Raw genomic sequence first — 15,841 nt, 5'->3', positions numbered from 1 at the left:
CCCCCACACGATGAGCCTTGAACCTACCTTAACCGCAAAATCACCCCGACGCCAAGGCTTGTTATAGGGCCCTTGTGAGTGGGGCCTTGTCATCCGCTCAGCTTTCGTTCAAATGCCATAAGAAGAGGCCCGGAACGGGCAGATGGGGAAACGCATGTCGGATCAGACAGCAAAGACGGCGACGCGCGACCTGCGCACAATCGTGATCGCTTCGGCGGCGGGCACCACGTTTGAGTGGTATGATTTCTTCATCTTCGGCACCCTGACGGCCACCATCGCCCATAATTTCTACGCCGGCCTGTCCGACACCCTGGCCACCATGGCGGCACTGGCCACCTTCGCGGTCGGCTTTATCGCGCGCCCGGTGGGGGCGCTGGTCTTTGGTCATATTGGCGACAAGAAGGGCCGCAAGGGCACCTTCCTCTACACCATCCTCGTCATGGGACTGGCCACCATCGCCATCGGCCTGCTGCCGACCTTCAAACAGATCGGCATTGTGGCGCCCATATTGCTGGTGGCCTTGCGCATCGTGCAGGGCTTTGCCCTTGGCGGCGAATATGGCGGCGCGGCGATTTACGTGGCCGAACACGCGCCTTCCAACAAGCGCGGCGCTTTCACGAGCTGGATTCAAAGCTCGGCCGCTTTCGGCCTGATCGCCGCCCTGCTGGTCATTCTGGCGACGCGCACCATGATGAGCAAGGCGGCGTTCGAAGACTGGGGCTGGCGCATCCCGTTCATCGTCTCGGCCGGCCTGCTGGTCGTGTCGGTCTATATTCGCGCCAAAACGGCTGAAAGCCCGGCCTTCAAGGCGCTGCACGAGCAGGGGCAACTGGCCAAGTCGCCGCTCAGCGAAATCTTTACGCGCTGGAAGAACCTGAAAGGCATGCTGATCGCCCTGTTCGGTTTCATGACGGCGCAGGGCGTGGTGTGGTACACCACCTTCTTCTATACGCAGGTGTTCCTGACCTCGATGGTCAAGATCGATCCGGCCGATATGAACACCCTGGTCATGGGCATGACGCTGGTATCGGCGCCGCTCTATGTCGTGTTCGCCACCGTGTCGGACAAGATCGGCCGCAAGCCGGTGATGATCTTCGGCATCCTTCTGGCGGTCTTGAGCTTCTTCCCCGGCTATCAGGGTCTGATGAAGTTCGGCAATCCTGATCTCGAAGCGGCGCAGAGCACAAATCCGGTCTATATTGTCGCCAATCCGGCACAATGCAGCTTCCAGTTCGATCTCTTCAATACGGCGCAGTTCACCACGCCGTGCGATCTGGCCAAGAGCGTCGTCACCGGCATCGGCACGCCCTACGTCAACCGTCCGGACGCGGCGGCCAAAGATACGGCCAGCATTCGGATCGGTACGCAGGTCATCGCCATGCCATCCGGTGCCGGGCTCGACAAGGCCGCCATCAAGGCGCTGAAAGCCAGGGCGACCGGCGAGGTCAAGGCCGCGCTGAAAGCCGCCGGCTACCCTGAAAAGGCTGATCGCGCCAAGTCCAATATGTGGGCGATGTTCGGCATCATGTGCGTCTTCGCCGTGGCCTGTACGGCGCTCTATGGCCCGATGGCGTCGCTGCTGGTCGAGATGTTCCCGACCCGTGTGCGCTACACCGCCATGAGTCTGCCCTACAATATCGGCACGGGCTGGTTTGGCGGGCTCCAGCCGGTCTTGTCGTTCGCCATGGTGGCGGCCTCGGGCAATATCTATTTCGGCCTGTGGTATCCGGTCGCCACCGGTCTGCTGGCGGTGCTGGTATCGCTCCTGTTCCTCAAGGAAACGCACGGCCGCGATCTTGGCTCCATAGACTAGGCTTATATTTTACGCCCTGAACGCGCATGTCATCCTTACCTGTGCGTCCATAGGCTGCTCCCCAGACATAATCATTGGGAGGCCGCCATGTCCTTGGGCACGATCCTGATCATCATTCTGGTTCTGCTGCTCATCGGCGCCCTGCCGACCTGGGGACACAGCCGTAGCTGGGGGTATGTCCCCAGCGGCGGCTTGGGCCTTGTCGCCGTCATCATCATTATTCTGGTTCTGATGGGCCGAATATAAGACTCTATCTTTTTGTTTTTACGCGCTTTTTAGTCCTAAAAGTGCGTCATGCTTTCAGGAATGCGCTCAATGAAAAATCGCAGCATCTATATCATCTGCGGCATCGCGGTCGTCGTTATCCTCGCCATCTTCTTGCTCAACATGCCGGATAACCGCAGCGGACCGGAGCGCGTCGGCGACGCGGTCACAGCCTTGCCCAATGGCGTGGATAAGGCCGGCGATCAGCTCAAGGATCGCAATCCGGTCGAAAAAGCCGGCGATGCCATCGAGAAGAAGGTCGACTAGACGAGCGTGTGACCGTGCATCACCTGCGCAACCCATACCGTACCGCCCATACCCTAACGCTTTGGCTTCGCGCATGGACAGGTCGGGAAAAGCCCTATAAAACCGGCTTATAAACCGAACGGGACAATGGGAAGCGGGCGCATTTTATGATCCACAGCACAGCGCGAGACGTTCTGATCATCGGCGGCGGCGCGGCTGGCTGGATGACGGCGGCCTATCTGGCCAAGCATCTGGGCACGGATCGTAACGGCGGCCCGAAGATCACTGTGATGGAATCGGCCGAGATCGGTATTATCGGCGTGGGCGAGGGCACCTTCCCGACCATCCGAAATATCCTGCGCGCCCTCGGTATCGATGAAGCCGAATTCATGCGCGAGAGCCACGCCACCTTTAAGCAGGGCATCCGTTTTGACGACTGGGAAGTGACGCCCTCGGACGGCCGGCACAGCCACTACTTTCATCCCTTCGAGTCGCCCTACTGGTCGCGCGAAGAGCTGAATCTTGTGCCCTACTGGCTCTTGCAGGACAAGGCGACGCGCCTGCCCTTCGCCGAGGCCGTCACCTTCCAGAAGAAGGTGGCCGACGCGAAGATGGCGCCCAAGCGCATCCATCAGGGCAATTACCAGGGACCGCTCAACTACGCCTACCATTTCGACGCCCATCGCTTCGCTGGCGTGCTGGCGAAATACGCCAAAGGGCTGGGCGTGCATCACCTGACCGGCACACTCAGCGATGTGCCGCTGACGGCGGACGGCGCCATCGATTGTGTGGTCTCAAAAGAGCACGGCGAGATGCGCGCTGATCTTTATGTGGACTGTACCGGTTTCCGTGCCGAGCTGATCGGCAAGGCGTTGAAGGCGCCCTTCAAGCCGATCGACGATATCCTGTTCACCGATCGCGCCATCACCACGCAGGTGCCTTACACGCAACCCGATGGCCCGCTCGAAAGCTACACCATCTCGACGGCGCATGAGGCCGGCTGGACCTGGGATATCGCGCTCAGCAACCGCCGCGGCATCGGTTACGTTTATGCGTCGTCATACACCAGCGATGAACGCGCCGAAGAGGTGTTGCGCGCCTATGTCGCCAAAAGCGGTTCCGAAGCGGGCGAGACGCGCCGCATCAGCTTTGAAGCCGGTTATCGCACGCAGCAATGGGTCAAAAACTGCGTCGCGGTTGGTTTATCGGCGGGTTTTCTTGAGCCGCTGGAATCGACCGGCATGGTGCTGATCGAATCGGCGGTCAACAAGATCGTCGAATTCTTCCCGTATCACGGCCCCATCGACGCCTCGGCGGCGATCTTCAACGATCTCATGGTCCGTCGCTATGACACCATCATCGGCTTCATCAAGCTACACTATGCCCTGAGCAAGCGCACAGAGCCCTTCTGGGTCGATAACGCCCGGCCGGACTCGATCCCGCAACACCTGCGCGATCTGCTGGATATCTGGAAGCATCGCCCGCCGTCACGCTTCGATTTCGTGCTCGACCACGAGAGTTTCGCCTTCTTCAGCTATCAGTACATCCTCTACGGCATGAACTTCGACACCCGGTTCGATGCCGCGCGCGGTTCGTTGCAACAGCAGGCGCTGGCCGATCAGCTTTTCGCCCGCATCGCCCATTTCGGCGAACAGGCGCAGAAGGATCTGGTCACCCACCGCCATCTGATCAATGCGGTCTATAAGAACGGCTTTGTCGAGCGTCCGCCCGCCAGTCCGCTGGCGATGGCAAAGTAGCAGGGTTTGGCGTTTTATCCTTTGGGATGCGCCGCGGCATAGGCGCTGAGCAGTTTCTCGGTGTCGACCTGAGTGTATTTCTGCGTGGTCGAGAGCGACACGTGGCCGAGCAGTTCCTGAATGGAGCGCAGGTCGGCGCCGGAACCGAGCAGGTGGGTGGCGAAGGAATGGCGCAGGGCGTGCGGCGTGGCGCGATCGCTCAGGCCCAGCCGCGAGCGCAGGTGCTGGACACTGGCCTGAACATGGCGCGGTGACAGTTCGCCGCCGCGTTTGGCGCGAAACAGCTTGTCTTCTGGCTGGAGCGTAAAGGGCTGCTGCGCGCGATAGGCCTCAATGGCGTCACGCACGGCGGCCAGAACCGGCAGGGCACGCATCTTGTTGCCCTTGCCGACGATGCGCAGGGTATCACCAAGCGGTGCGTCCTTTACCTGTAGCGAGAGCGCTTCGGAAATGCGCAGGCCCAGACCATAGAGCAGCATATAGACGGCCTCGTCGCGGGCGTTTTCCCAGTCGTCACGGTCCGAGTCCATCTGATTTTCGTGGAGCAGGCCAAGGGTCTGATCCTGGGTGAGCGGACGCGGCAGGGTAGCTTTCAGGCGCGGGCCGCGCATCAGCGCCACCTGTGCGTTGGGCATGTCGAAATGCAGGTCGAGGAAGCTGTGAAACGACTTGATGGCCGAGAGGTGTTGCGCCAGGGATCGCGCCGACAAAGGCTCATCCTTGCCCCGCAGATGGGCCATCCAGCCACGAATATCACCGGAGGAGACGGTCACGACATCTTCCAGCGTCAGATCGGTGCGCAGGGAGGTGCTCAAATGATCGAAATAGTAGCGCAGGGCGTGGGCATAGGCTTCCAGCGTGCGCGCCGAACAGCGCTTCTGGTCCTTGAGCCAGCTTATCCAGCGGATCTGGGCATCGAAAAGGGAGGGGGTCACAAGAACATCCCCCCTGCGCCGGGGTGGCCACCCTCCCCATCCTTACGGAAGGGCAGGAGTGGTGAGAGGGCTATCTCCACGCCAAACCTTGGGGGGGCGTTGAGGAGGGGGGCCTCATAGGCGCAGGGGGGCATCCTTGAAACCTTAATATAGGTGGGCATGTGGATAATTTTAAGGCCAAATCCTAAGGATTTGTTTATCGCCGAGGCCAGGTTCGAAAAGGTTTTGATAAGATTGGCTTTTAGGAGAGAACCGGCCAGCGATCCGCCACGCGCTCGACCACGCGCGCCACGAAGGCGACCAGTTCGGCGCCCATGTCCGGCGAGAAGCCGTCAAAATCGCTCGATCCGAAAGCGACGAGGCCGGGGCGGCCTTCGCGCCACAGGGCGATGCGCAGCACGGCGGCTGATTTGATGCGCTTGACGTCGTCATCGAACAGCACGCGGCAGACGGCGTCGGGGCCGAGCAGCGACAGGCCGTTTTCGCCGACGATATAGTCAACCCCGCCGTAATCTAGCGTTTTCCAGCCCAGCGGTACCGGCGCGGTGTCTTCGAGCGCGATGGTGGCGGCGACGAGACCGAAGCGGTTGCGGGCTTCATCATTGAGGCGGCGGGCCAGATCGGAATGGTTGCGCGCCTCCATCAGGTTCAGCGTCATGCCGTGGGTCTGGCTCTGGGCGTCGAAATTGGCCTTGGCGGTCATTTCCAACTGCCGGCGCACATCGAAATCCTTCATGGCGCGGGCTTCCAGGCGCGACAGCGCGGCGGGGCCGAAATCGATCAGATGACGCGATTTGGGCTGGAGGCCGAGCGCTTCAAGCAGCGCCTTGTCGCGGGCGATTTCCGGGGCGAATTCGGACGCATTATGAACGAGATGGCGGCGCAGGGCCTGCCAGTCGTCGAGATCAAGGGAGGTCAGGCCACCGTCGGAGCTCATAAAATGCGTCTCTACCGTCAATTACTGCGCTTACCTTAAAGCGGCTTTGTGCGTCTGTGAAGCGCTTTCCGCATCCGGCTATGACAAAGCCGGGGATTTCGTGCTAGACGCTAAAACCATGAGTCCGGCCCCTCCCGATCCCCTTTTCAATGAAAAATTAACCACGATCGTTAAGGTCGTTGTGCTGGCGCCGATGGCCGAGGCGCTGGATTACGCCCTGCCGGTCGGTATGTCCTTAGCGGCCGGTGAGCATGTGATCGTGCCGCTGGGCCATGCCAAGGTGCGCGGTCTGGTGATCGGCTTCGAGACGCCGGAAGCCCATGAGGATCTGTCGCGCATCAAGGGGGTGCTGGCGAAGCTCGATGATCCGATCGTGCCGGAAGCGAGCCTCACTTTCTGGCTGTGGGCCGCCGGCTGGACCCTGACCCCGCCCGGTATCTTCCTCAATGGCTGCCTGCGCGCGCTGAAAATCCCGCGTGCCGCCCCGAAGCAGGGCTATGTGCTGACCGATGAACAGCCGGCTCGCCAAAAAATTAGAATGACCAAGGCGCGGCAAGCCGTGCTCGATACGGCGCTGGTGCCGATGGGGCTTTGCGATCTGGCCATGGCCGCCGGTGTCTCGACCGGCGTGGTGTCGGCGCTGGAAAAGGAAGGCGTGCTGCACAAGGTCGATCTGGCGCGCGAAGAGGTGTGGCCGCAGCCCAATCCTGATTTTGCGCCAGCCCGTCTCAATGACTCGCAAGGCGCAGCGCATCAGCTTTTGCGCATGGAACAGGACAAGCACGCCTTCGCGCCGGTCCTGCTCGATGGCGTTACCGGATCGGGCAAGACCGAGGTTTATCTCGAATCCGTCGCCGATCTGCTGCGCTCTGATCCGGACGCACAGGTGCTGATCCTGCTGCCGGAAATTGCCCTGACGCAGGCCGTGCTGGGGCGGCTTGAGGCGCGCTTCGGCGTCGAGGTGGCGCAATGGCACGCCAATATCTCCAATGGTAACCGCAGGCGCATCTGGGAAGGCGTGGCCAAGGGGCATGTGCGGCTGGTGGTCGGCGCGCGCTCGGCGCTGTTCCTGCCCTATCAGCGCCTGGGCCTGATCGTGGTCGATGAAGAACATGACGGCTCCTACAAGCAGGAGGAAGGCGCGCGTTACCATGCCCGCGATCTGGCGGTGTTCCGTGCGCGGCTCGATGGCGCCATGGTCATCCTCGCCTCGGCGACGCCGTCGCTGGAGACCCTGACGAATGCCGAAAAGGGCCGCTACGCCTGGATACGGCTGGAGCAGCGCCACGGCACCGCGCAACTGCCCGATATATCCCTGATCGACATGAAGGTGCACACACCGGCCAAGGGCGGACGCGGCGAGCAGATGTGGCTGTCCGACACGTTGGTGGGCGAGATCATCGCCACCCTGCGCCGGCAGGAGCAGGTGCTTTTGTTCCTCAACCGTCGCGGCTATGCGCCACTGGTGCTGTGCAAGGCGTGCGGCGAGAAGATGACCTCGCCCAATACCGATAGCTGGCTGGTCGAGCACCGCGCCTCGGGGCGGCTGGTCTGTCACCTGACCGGCTTTTCTATGCGCAAGCCCAAAACCTGTCCGCATTGTGGGGCACAGGATAGTCTGATCTCGGTCGGGCCGGGGGTGGAGCGGATTCTGGAAGAGGTGCACGCGCGTTTTCCGGAGGCACGCGCCGAGGTGTTCTCGTCCGACACCACGCCGGATGCCGCCTCTTCGGCCTCGCTGATCAAGCGGATCGAAGACAACGAGATCGATATCATTATCGCTACTCAGGCCGCCGCCAAGGGGCATAACTTCCCTAACCTGACGCTGGTCGGGATTGTTGATGCCGATCTGGGGCTGAAAGGCGGGGACTTGCGCGCCGCCGAGCGCACTTTCCAGCTATTGGCGCAGGCCACCGGACGGGCGGGCCGCAAGCTCAAGCCGGGCAAGGCGGTCCTGCAAACCTATACGCCGGAACATCCGGTGATGCAGGCCTTAGCGCATCAAGACCGCGATGCTTTCTATGCCTATGAGTCGATGTCGCGCGAGATCGCGAAGTTCCCGCCGTTCGGGCGGCTGGCGGCGCTGATCCTCTCTGCCAAGGATCAGAACCTGCTCAATCGCTTTTCGCGTGAACTGGCGCTGTTTATTCCCAATACCGAAGGGGTCGATGTTTACGGCCCGGCGGACGCGCCGCTGGCCCTGGTGCGCGGGCAATGGCGCAAGCGTTTCCTTGTGCGGGCTGACCGTAACCGCGATTTGCAGGCCTTTGTGAACCACTGGCTGGCGGCGATCAAACGCCCCAACGCCATCCGGCTGGTCGTCGATATCGACCCCTATAGTTTTCTGTGATATTTTCTTCTTCTCAATTCCATGAACCTGAGAACGACCATGGCAGAAGACGATCAACTGGACGAGGTTCAGTTAGCGAAACTTGAAGCCCTGCGCGCCGCATTTATTGCCGGGGAGGAGAGCGGTCCCTCGACAGAGTTTGATTTCGACGCATTCTTGCTGAAATGCGCGACAAGCATTCTATTTAGCGCTTAGCAGCCGGTCATTTGACAATGCAAATAGACCTGCAATTGACGCAGGTGGTATCCCCAGTGGATGCGATAGCTTTCGACAAATGCATATTGTCCTGCGGCCTCCCCATACTTCTCTGATACGGCGATGACTGCAGCTAAATCGACAGCTATATCCGCCAAATCATCTAGCGGATCTGCAGCGGCCAAGTTGTCGTCCTTGACCGCATCATTAATGTCGAGAACGGCGCTATAATAACTATAATCGGGAAAGTGCTGCGTCAGGCTTTTGTATGTGTCCTGATAATCCAGCCGCACTACGTCCTCCCCTTCATTCTCGGGGATAATGCCTGATTTATCATGAGTGCGAATAGCCAACTGGTCGAGAATATGCATCGGGGCATCAGTCTTCACGCCGCCATCTTCACCTATCCGTTCTGGTAACAGGATGAAGCCAAGATAGTGCTCAATGAGCTGCGTTAAGTTTTGTTGTTCGGACAGTGTAGGTTTTCTTTGAAAATCAGGCCATCCGTCCAAGCCGGATCGCTTCCTGTCGCAGATCGTGTTGCGCGGGGAAGAAGCCGCCATCATTGGCGCCATCGCAATTGTACAAAACAGCCAGGGTCAGGCGTTGTGTCGGCAGGGTCAGGAGCTGGCCGGTAAAGCCGTTGATGCGGCCGCTGTGGGTAAAGAACGGCGTGCCGTCGATAAAGCCGAGCCGCATGCCGAGGCCATAACCCGGTGCGCGGGTGTTTTCGCGGTCGAGCGCGAAGCTGTCGTCCTTCAGGCGCGTTGGGGTCAGCATGGCGGCAAGGCTGGAGGCTTTGAGAATCTTCCCCGTCAGCAAGGCCGCGTGCCAGCGGCACAGGTCGGCGCTGGTCGAGCGTACGCCGCCCGAGCCGCCGGCAAAGCTGGGCGACACCGGCCATACCTGCCCGAAACCGTCGCGCAAAGATCGATTGGCGCGATGGCCTTCGCACAGGTCGGGCGCGGAGAGGGTTACAGGGTCAATCCCCGTGCGGCTCATGCCGGCGGGGATGAACAGGCGCTGCCGGCAGAATTCCGCCAGAGACAGGCCGCTCAGACGTTCGACCACGATGCCAAGCAGGGCGAAGCCGGTATTGCTGTAGACCCACTTCATCCCCGGCGGGCAGCGGAACAAAGGATCGCTGGTCTTGATCGCTTCGAGAAGGCCCTGCTGTGTATAGTCGTGGGTCTGCGCGGCGGTCAGGATATCGGCGTGGCGGCCGCTGAGATAGTCATCGAGGCCGGCGGTGTGGCTAAGGAGCTGCCGCAGGGTCATGACATCGGCGCGCGGGAAATCCGGGATAAAGCGCGCCAGAGGATCGCCGAGCGATAGCTTGCCGGCTTCGGCCAGCAACAGGATGGCGGCGGCGGTGAACTGCTTGCTGATCGAGGCGATACGAAAGCCGGTGTGCGGCGTCACATCGTGCGAAGGCGCCAGTTGCGAACGGCCATAACCGGCGGAATAGAGCAGGTGGCCGTCGCGCATGACGCTTAAGGACAGCCCCGGCGTCACCTTGCGCTCGATCATGCGCTGCGCCACGGCGTCGAGCGTCGGCCAGTCTTTGAGCGGAGGTTCGGGGGCAGGCGCCGGTTCGGCGGGGGCTGAGGTGCCAGGCAGACGGATCGCGGCTTTGGGCAGGTAGGTGGCGCCGGCCCAGAGGGTCAGGCCGCCCGCTGTCAGGCCGCCCGCCACGCCAGCCAGGACATCACGGCGCATCAAAAGAGAACGGGGCGGCTGATCGTTGGTCATTCTGACTCCACTGGAGCCCGATTGATCGCCGATTTCAGCCGCCCCGTAAAGGCATGGCTAAGGGAAAATTAGTGTTCCCCGCCCATCGTCTTGTTCGAGCGGCCGCGCGCGAACATCTGCAGGGCCTCGATGAAGCCGGCGAAGGCCATGGCGGCGTAGATGTAGCCCTTCTCGATATGAGCGCCGAAACCTTCGGCGATCAGCACCATACCGATCATCAGCAGGAAGCCGAGGGCCAGCATGACGATGGAGGGGTGACGGTTGATGAAGGACGAGATCGGGCCCGAGGCGACGAACATCAGGAAGACAGCGACCAGAACCGAGACGATCATGATCGGCAGGTGATCGGTCATGCCGACGGCGGTCAGGATCGAATCGATGGAGAAGACGAGGTCGAGCAGCAGGATCTGAGCGATGGCGGCCGCGAAGCCGATCTTGACCTGCGGCTTTTTGTCACCCTCTTCGTCCTTGTGCTCGGTCGAGTGGTTGATCTCGCTCGTCGCCTTGTAAACCAGGAACAGGCCGCCGCCGAGCAGGATCATGTCGCGCCACGAGAAGCCATGGCCGAACAGGGTGACGACGACATCTTTCATGCCGGCCAGATGCGACAGGGTGAAGAGAAGCGCTATCCGCATGAGCAGCGCGCCGCTCAGGCCAATGGCGCGGGCCTTGGGGCGCATCGCTTCCGGCAGCTTGTTGGTCAGGATCGAGATAAAGATCAGGTTGTCGATGCCAAGCACGACCTCCATAACGATAAGGGTCAGCAGGGCGGCCCAGGCGGCTGGATCGGTCGCAAGGGCGGTAAGGGCGTCCATGGGGATGTCTCTCGGTCTGGCGGATAACGGGAATATCATTCACTTAGATAAAATAAATACCTTAAATCTCAAGGCGTCCGGATCAACATTTCGGTGTGGCGTTTCACTTTGATCTGATAAGTCGCTTTTGGGCAAGAATCTGGCGGGCATTGGTTGCGATGCTAAAATCCCTATGCTAAGGAGCCCGCGGCTCAGGTAAGACAGAGGCGCTGTGTTTGCGCCCGTGAGCTTGTGCCCATGCGTCGGGAGCTTTTTTAAGCCCCTGAAAACATTTGTATTCACTCTAGCTCGGGATTTGGTGTGCCAGGCTCTTTAAGCGACAATCAGCAATTTCGGGAAACGGAAGCCGGCGAGCGTTACGCCAAGGCGACCTTTGAACTCGCCGAGGACAATAAGGTGCTCGACGTCGTGCATGGCGACATCGTGGCCCTGAAGGCGCTCCTGCTTTCCAGCGCCGAACTGCGCACCTTCGTGGGCTCTCAGGTCTATAAGTCGGACGTGAAGCTGAGCGGCCTGCTGGCCGTGGCGGCGAGCCTGAACCTCAACGACCTGACACGTAAGGCGCTCGGTGTTCTGGCTTCAAATGGCCGCATGGATCACCTGTTCCCCTTCATCACCGCCTTTAACAAGCTGTACGACGCCAAAAAAGGCATTGTCAGCGCTGAAGTGACCTCGGCTGTAGCGCTTTCCGATGCGCAGCTGGACGACCTCAAAAAGGCCCTCGCCAAGACGCTGGGGCAATCCGCCGAGATCAGCACCCGTGTTGATCCGGCCCTCCTGGGCGGGCTTAAGGTCCGCGTAGGTTCGCGTCTCTTCGACGCTTCGCTCAAGACCAAACTTGATTCCCTCAAATTCGCCCTTAAGAGAGCGTAATACCCATGGACATTCGTGCAGCCGAAATCTCGGCCATCCTCAAAGCTCAAATCGCAGGTTTCGGTGAAGAAGCCGATGTGTCGGACGTAGGTTCCGTCCTCAGCGTCGGTGACGGTATCGCCCGCGTTTACGGTCTCGACAAGGTTCAGGCCGGTGAAATGGTCGTGTTCCCGAAAGCCGGCGTCAAGGGCATGGCCCTCAACCTGGAAAAGGACAATGTCGGCGTCGTTATCTTCGGCGAAGACCGTGAAATCTCGGAAGGCGACGAATGCCGCCGCCTCGGCGAAATCGTCGACGTGCCGGTCGGCAAGGGCCTGCTCGGCCGCGTCGTCAACCCGCTCGGTGAGCCGATCGACGGCAAGGGCCCGATCGTTTCGACCGAACGCCGTCGTACCGACCTGAAGGCCCCTGGTATCATCCCGCGCAAGTCGGTGCATGAGCCTGTCCAAACCGGCATCAAGGCCATCGACACCCTGATCCCCGTTGGCCGTGGCCAGCGCGAACTGATCATCGGTGACCGTCAGACCGGCAAGACCGCCGTCGCCATCGACGCCATCCTGAATCAGAAGGCCGCCAACGAAGGCACCGACGAGAACGCCAAGCTCTATTGCGTTTACGTCGCCATCGGCCAGAAGCGTTCGACCGTCGCCCAGATCGTGAAAGCGCTCGAAGAAAACGGCGCCCTCGAATACACCATCGTCGTCGTCGCTTCGGCCTCCGAGCCGGCCCCGCTGCAATACTTGGCCCCGTTCGCCGGTTGCGCCATGGGCGAATACTTCCGCGACAACGGCATGCACTCGCTGATCATCTATGACGATCTGTCGAAGCAGGCCGTGGCCTATCGTCAGATGTCCCTGCTGCTGCGCCGTCCGCCGGGCCGCGAAGCCTATCCGGGCGACGTTTTCTACCTCCACTCCCGCCTGCTCGAACGCGCTGCCAAGCTGAACGAAGACAACGGCTCCGGCTCGATGACCGCCCTGCCGATCATCGAAACGCAAGCCAATGACGTGTCGGCCTACATCCCGACCAACGTGATCTCGATCACCGACGGTCAGATCTTCCTCGAAACCGACCTGTTCTATCAGGGCATCCGTCCGGCCGTGAACGTCGGTCTGTCGGTGTCGCGCGTCGGCTCGTCGGCCCAGATCAAGGCGATGAAGCAAGTAGCCGGCGCCATCAAGGGCGACCTGGCCCAGTATCGTGAAATGGCCGCCTTCGCCAAGTTCGGTTCCGATCTCGACGCCGCTACCCAGCGTCTGCTGGCCCGTGGCGCCCGTCTGACCGAGCTTCTGAAGCAGCCGCAATACTCGCCGCTGAAGGTTGAAGAGCAGGTCTGCGTGATCTACGCCGGTACGCGCGGTTATCTCGACACCATCGCCGTGGGCGATGTCGGCCGCTACGAAAAGGACCTGCTGTCCTCGCTTCGCACCCGCCACACCGATCTTCTGACCGCGATCCGCGAAAAGAAGGCCCTGTCGGCTGAGCTTGAAGAGCAGTTGAAGACGATCGTCGCCGATTTCACCTCCAACTTCGCCTAAATCCGGAAAGTTAGACCAAAACAATGGCAAGCTTAAAGGACATGCGCACTCAGATCGGAAGCGTGAAAGCCACGCAGAAGATCACGAAAGCGATGCAGATGGTGGCGGCCGCCAAGCTCAAGCGCGCGCAGGACTCGGCGGAAAACGCCCGGCCCTACGCCCGGCGCATGGCAGCGGTCATCGCCAATCTGGCGAAGAGCATCACGGGCGATTCCGCGCCCGCCATGCTGGCCGGCAATGGCTCGCAGACCAACCAGCTTGTGGTCGTGGCCACGGCTGACCGCGGTCTGGCCGGCGGGTTCAATTCGAACATCGTCCGCGCCGCGCGCGAATTCATCGCCCAGCAAACCGCCGCCGGCAACAAGGTTCGCCTCATCACCATCGGCCGTAAAGGCCGTGACCAGTTGAAGCGCACTCACGGTGACAAGATCGTCGAAAGCTTCGACTTGTCGGGCACCAAGGTGCTGACGATCGACGTGGTGACCCCGATCGCCGACCTGATCGCGCGTGAATTTTCCGAAGGCCGCGCCGATGTCGTGACCCTCTTCTATTCGCGCTTCCAGTCGGTCATCGCTCAGGTGCCTACGCCTAAGCGCCTTATCCCGGCCGAAGTCGATCTGTCCGCCGCTGCCGATACCGGTGGTGTGCAGCCGGTCTATGAGTATGAGCCCTCCGAGGAAGAGATCCTTGAGACGCTCCTGCCGCGTAACCTGTCGGTGCAGATCCTCTCCAGCCTGCTGGAAAACAACGCTGGCTTCTACGCCTCGCAGATGAGCGCCATGGATAACGCCACGCGCAATGCCGGCGAAATGATCAAAGCGATGAACTTGAAATATAACCGTAAACGCCAGGCCCAGATCACGACCGAACTGATCGAGATCATCGCCGGCGCCGAAGCCCTGTAAGGATACGAACCCATGTCCGCTCAACAAAAGATCACTGCCGCCAAAGGCAAGATCACCCAGATCATCGGCGCCGTCGTCGACGTTTCGTTTGAAGGTGGCATGCCCGCCATCCTGAACGCCCTGGAAACCACCAACACCGCCACCGGCGCACGTCTGGTTCTGGAAGTCGCGCAGCACCTTGGTGAAAACACCGTCCGCACCATCGCCATGGACGCCACCGAAGGCCTCGTTCGCGGTCAGGACGTCACCGACCTCGGCACCCCGATCACCGTGCCGGTCGGCCCGGCCACGCTCGGCCGCATCATGAACGTCATCGGCGAGCCGATCGACGAAGCCGGCCCGATCGAAACCAAGTTCTTCAACCCGATCCACGCCGATGCGCCTTCGTTCGCGGATCAGGCCACCTCGGCTGAAATCCTGGTCACGGGCATCAAGGTTATCGACCTGATCTGCCCCTATTCGAAGGGCGGCAAGATCGGCCTGTTCGGCGGCGCCGGCGTTGGCAAGACCGTGACCATTCAGGAACTGATCAACAACATCGCCAAGGCCTACGGCGGCTACTCGGTGTTCGCCGGCGTGGGTGAGCGTACCCGCGAAGGCAACGATCTTTATCACGAAATGATCGAATCCAAGGTGAACGAGCACGGCGGCGGGGGCACCTCGCGCTGTACGCTGGTTTACGGCCAAATGAACGAGCCTCCTGGTGCGCGTGCTCGCGTCGCCCTGACCGGTCTGGCCCAGGCTGAATATTTCCGTGACGTCGAAGGCAAGGACGTTCTGTTCTTCGTCGACAACATCTTCCGCTTCACCCAAGCCGGTTCCGAAGTGTCCGCTCTGCTGGGCCGTATTCCTTCGGCCGTGGGTTATCAGCCGACGCTCGCTACCGAAATGGGCCGTCTGCAAGAGCGCATCACCTCGACCAACAAGGGCTCGATCACCTCGGTTCAGGCCGTGTACGTTCCCGCCGACGACTTGACCGACCCGGCGCCTGCCGCTTCGTTCGCCCACCTGGACGCCACCACCGTTCTGTCGCGCTCGATCGCCGAACAGGGTATCTACCCGGCCGTCGATCCGCTCGACTCGACCTCGCGTATTCTGGATCCGCGCGTTGTTGGTCAGGAACACTACGAAACCGCCACGCGCGTTCAGGAAATCCTCCAGCAGTACAAGGCGCTGAAGGACATCATCGCCATCCTCGGCATGGACGAGCTGTCGGAAGAAGACAAGGCGACCGTCGCCCGCGCCCGCAAGATCCAGCGCTTCATGTCGCAGCCTTTCCACGTCGCCGAAATCTTCACCGGTACGCCGGGCGTGCTGATGTCGATCGAAGACACCATCAAGGGCTTCAAGGGCATCTGCAACGGTGACTACGATCACCTGCCGGAAGCCGCCTTCTACATGGTCGGCACCATCGAAGACGCTATTGCCAAGGCTGAAAAGCTGGCTGGCGAAGGCAAGTAA

At 60.9% G+C, this 15,841-nt stretch carries 15 protein-coding genes; 10 read left to right on the top strand and 5 right to left on the bottom strand.

What is annotated here, in order from left to right; all coding sequences use genetic code 11:
• Positions 1–154: 154 nt before the first annotated feature.
• The 4 genes from B060_RS0104355 (at position 155) to B060_RS0104340 (ending at position 4,080) form a co-directional block, all read left to right on the top strand.
• A complete protein-coding gene (locus B060_RS0104355) occupies positions 155–1,813 on the top strand; it encodes an MFS transporter (RefSeq protein WP_018080535.1) in 1,659 nt (552 codons plus the stop codon).
• 87 nt (positions 1,814–1,900) lie between these two features.
• Positions 1,901–2,059, top strand: a complete 159-nt coding sequence (locus tag B060_RS26430; RefSeq protein ID WP_018080534.1) for a DUF3309 domain-containing protein — start codon at positions 1,901–1,903, stop codon at positions 2,057–2,059.
• A 69-nt stretch (positions 2,060–2,128) separates the two neighbouring features.
• The gene (locus B060_RS0104345; protein ID WP_018080533.1) at positions 2,129–2,344 is read left to right on the top strand and encodes a hypothetical protein; all 216 of its coding nucleotides are present in this window, start codon (positions 2,129–2,131) and stop codon (positions 2,342–2,344) included.
• A 146-nt stretch (positions 2,345–2,490) separates the two neighbouring features.
• Positions 2,491–4,080, top strand: a complete 1,590-nt coding sequence (locus B060_RS0104340) for a tryptophan halogenase family protein (RefSeq protein WP_018080532.1) — start codon at positions 2,491–2,493, stop codon at positions 4,078–4,080.
• 14 nt (positions 4,081–4,094) lie between these two features.
• Here B060_RS0104340 and B060_RS0104335 read toward each other — a convergent pair whose 3' ends face one another.
• Together B060_RS0104335 and B060_RS0104325 are read right to left on the bottom strand one after the other, a co-directional pair.
• Positions 4,095–5,015, bottom strand: a complete 921-nt coding sequence (locus tag B060_RS0104335; RefSeq protein ID WP_018080531.1) for a tyrosine recombinase XerC — start codon at positions 5,013–5,015, stop codon at positions 4,095–4,097.
• A gap of 241 nt (positions 5,016–5,256) precedes the next feature.
• Positions 5,257–5,952, bottom strand: a complete 696-nt coding sequence (locus B060_RS0104325) for a DUF484 family protein (protein WP_018080529.1) — start codon at positions 5,950–5,952, stop codon at positions 5,257–5,259.
• A 118-nt stretch (positions 5,953–6,070) separates the two neighbouring features.
• On the opposite strand from B060_RS0104325, the gene B060_RS0104320 reads away from it, so the two are divergent.
• Entirely contained in the window at positions 6,071–8,302 is a 2,232-nt protein-coding gene (locus B060_RS0104320) for a primosomal protein N' (protein ID WP_018080528.1), read from the top strand.
• Positions 8,303–8,341: 39 nt separating this feature from the next.
• Positions 8,342–8,497 (top strand): type II toxin-antitoxin system ParD family antitoxin, encoded by a 156-nt coding sequence (locus tag B060_RS26425; RefSeq protein WP_018080527.1) that lies wholly within the window; start codon positions 8,342–8,344, stop codon positions 8,495–8,497.
• On the opposite strand, the gene B060_RS0104310 is transcribed toward B060_RS26425, so the two are convergent.
• The 3 genes from B060_RS0104310 to B060_RS0104300 form a co-directional block, all read right to left on the bottom strand.
• Positions 8,494–9,009, bottom strand: a complete 516-nt coding sequence (locus B060_RS0104310; RefSeq protein WP_018080526.1) for a DUF5063 domain-containing protein — start codon at positions 9,007–9,009, stop codon at positions 8,494–8,496. The genes B060_RS26425 and B060_RS0104310 overlap by 4 nt on opposite strands.
• A complete protein-coding gene (locus B060_RS0104305; RefSeq protein ID WP_155847619.1) occupies positions 8,993–10,249 on the bottom strand; it encodes a serine hydrolase domain-containing protein in 1,257 nt (418 codons plus the stop codon). Before B060_RS0104305 ends, B060_RS0104310 begins: the two co-directional genes overlap by 17 nt.
• Before the next feature lie 68 nt (positions 10,250–10,317).
• Positions 10,318–11,064, bottom strand: a complete 747-nt coding sequence (locus B060_RS0104300; protein ID WP_018080524.1) for a TerC family protein — start codon at positions 11,062–11,064, stop codon at positions 10,318–10,320.
• Between the two features lie 300 nt (positions 11,065–11,364).
• Here B060_RS0104300 and atpH point away from each other — a divergent pair, with 300 nt between their 5' ends.
• Genes atpH through atpD form a run of 4 tightly spaced genes read left to right on the top strand, consistent with a single transcriptional unit; the run spans position 11,365 to position 15,841 of the window.
• Positions 11,365–11,937, top strand: a complete 573-nt coding sequence (atpH, locus tag B060_RS0104295) for an ATP synthase F1 subunit delta (protein WP_018080523.1) — start codon at positions 11,365–11,367, stop codon at positions 11,935–11,937.
• A gap of 5 nt (positions 11,938–11,942) precedes the next feature.
• Positions 11,943–13,475: a F0F1 ATP synthase subunit alpha gene (atpA, locus tag B060_RS0104290; RefSeq protein ID WP_018080522.1), complete on the top strand. Its 1,533-nt coding sequence runs from the start codon at positions 11,943–11,945 to the stop codon at positions 13,473–13,475.
• A 23-nt stretch (positions 13,476–13,498) separates the two neighbouring features.
• The gene (locus B060_RS0104285) at positions 13,499–14,380 is read left to right on the top strand and encodes a F0F1 ATP synthase subunit gamma (protein ID WP_026172592.1); all 882 of its coding nucleotides are present in this window, start codon (positions 13,499–13,501) and stop codon (positions 14,378–14,380) included.
• 12 nt (positions 14,381–14,392) lie between these two features.
• On the top strand, positions 14,393–15,841 hold the full coding sequence (gene atpD, locus B060_RS0104280; protein WP_018080520.1) for a F0F1 ATP synthase subunit beta: 1,449 nt from the start codon (positions 14,393–14,395) through the stop codon (positions 15,839–15,841).

This window comes from Asticcacaulis benevestitus DSM 16100 = ATCC BAA-896 (genome assembly GCF_000376105.1).
Taxonomy (GTDB): Bacteria; Pseudomonadota; Alphaproteobacteria; order Caulobacterales; family Caulobacteraceae; genus Asticcacaulis; species Asticcacaulis benevestitus.
This window is presented reverse-complemented; position numbering and strand designations above follow the sequence as displayed.

Coding starts and splice junctions, on each gene's coding strand:
- B060_RS0104305 (WP_155847619.1), bottom strand. CDS start 10,249: ATGACCAACGATCAGCCGCCCCGTTCTCTTTTGATGCGCCGTGATGTC.
- B060_RS26425 (WP_018080527.1), top strand. CDS start 8,342: ATGGCAGAAGACGATCAACTGGACGAGGTTCAGTTAGCGAAACTTGAA.
- B060_RS0104320 (WP_018080528.1), top strand. CDS start 6,071: ATGAGTCCGGCCCCTCCCGATCCCCTTTTCAATGAAAAATTAACCACG.
- atpD (WP_018080520.1), top strand. CDS start 14,393: ATGTCCGCTCAACAAAAGATCACTGCCGCCAAAGGCAAGATCACCCAG.
- B060_RS0104285 (WP_026172592.1), top strand. CDS start 13,499: ATGGCAAGCTTAAAGGACATGCGCACTCAGATCGGAAGCGTGAAAGCC.
- B060_RS0104355 (WP_018080535.1), top strand. CDS start 155: ATGTCGGATCAGACAGCAAAGACGGCGACGCGCGACCTGCGCACAATC.
- B060_RS26430 (WP_018080534.1), top strand. CDS start 1,901: ATGTCCTTGGGCACGATCCTGATCATCATTCTGGTTCTGCTGCTCATC.
- atpA (WP_018080522.1), top strand. CDS start 11,943: ATGGACATTCGTGCAGCCGAAATCTCGGCCATCCTCAAAGCTCAAATC.
- B060_RS0104325 (WP_018080529.1), bottom strand. CDS start 5,952: ATGAGCTCCGACGGTGGCCTGACCTCCCTTGATCTCGACGACTGGCAG.
- B060_RS0104345 (WP_018080533.1), top strand. CDS start 2,129: ATGAAAAATCGCAGCATCTATATCATCTGCGGCATCGCGGTCGTCGTT.
- B060_RS0104300 (WP_018080524.1), bottom strand. CDS start 11,064: ATGGACGCCCTTACCGCCCTTGCGACCGATCCAGCCGCCTGGGCCGCC.
- B060_RS0104340 (WP_018080532.1), top strand. CDS start 2,491: ATGATCCACAGCACAGCGCGAGACGTTCTGATCATCGGCGGCGGCGCG.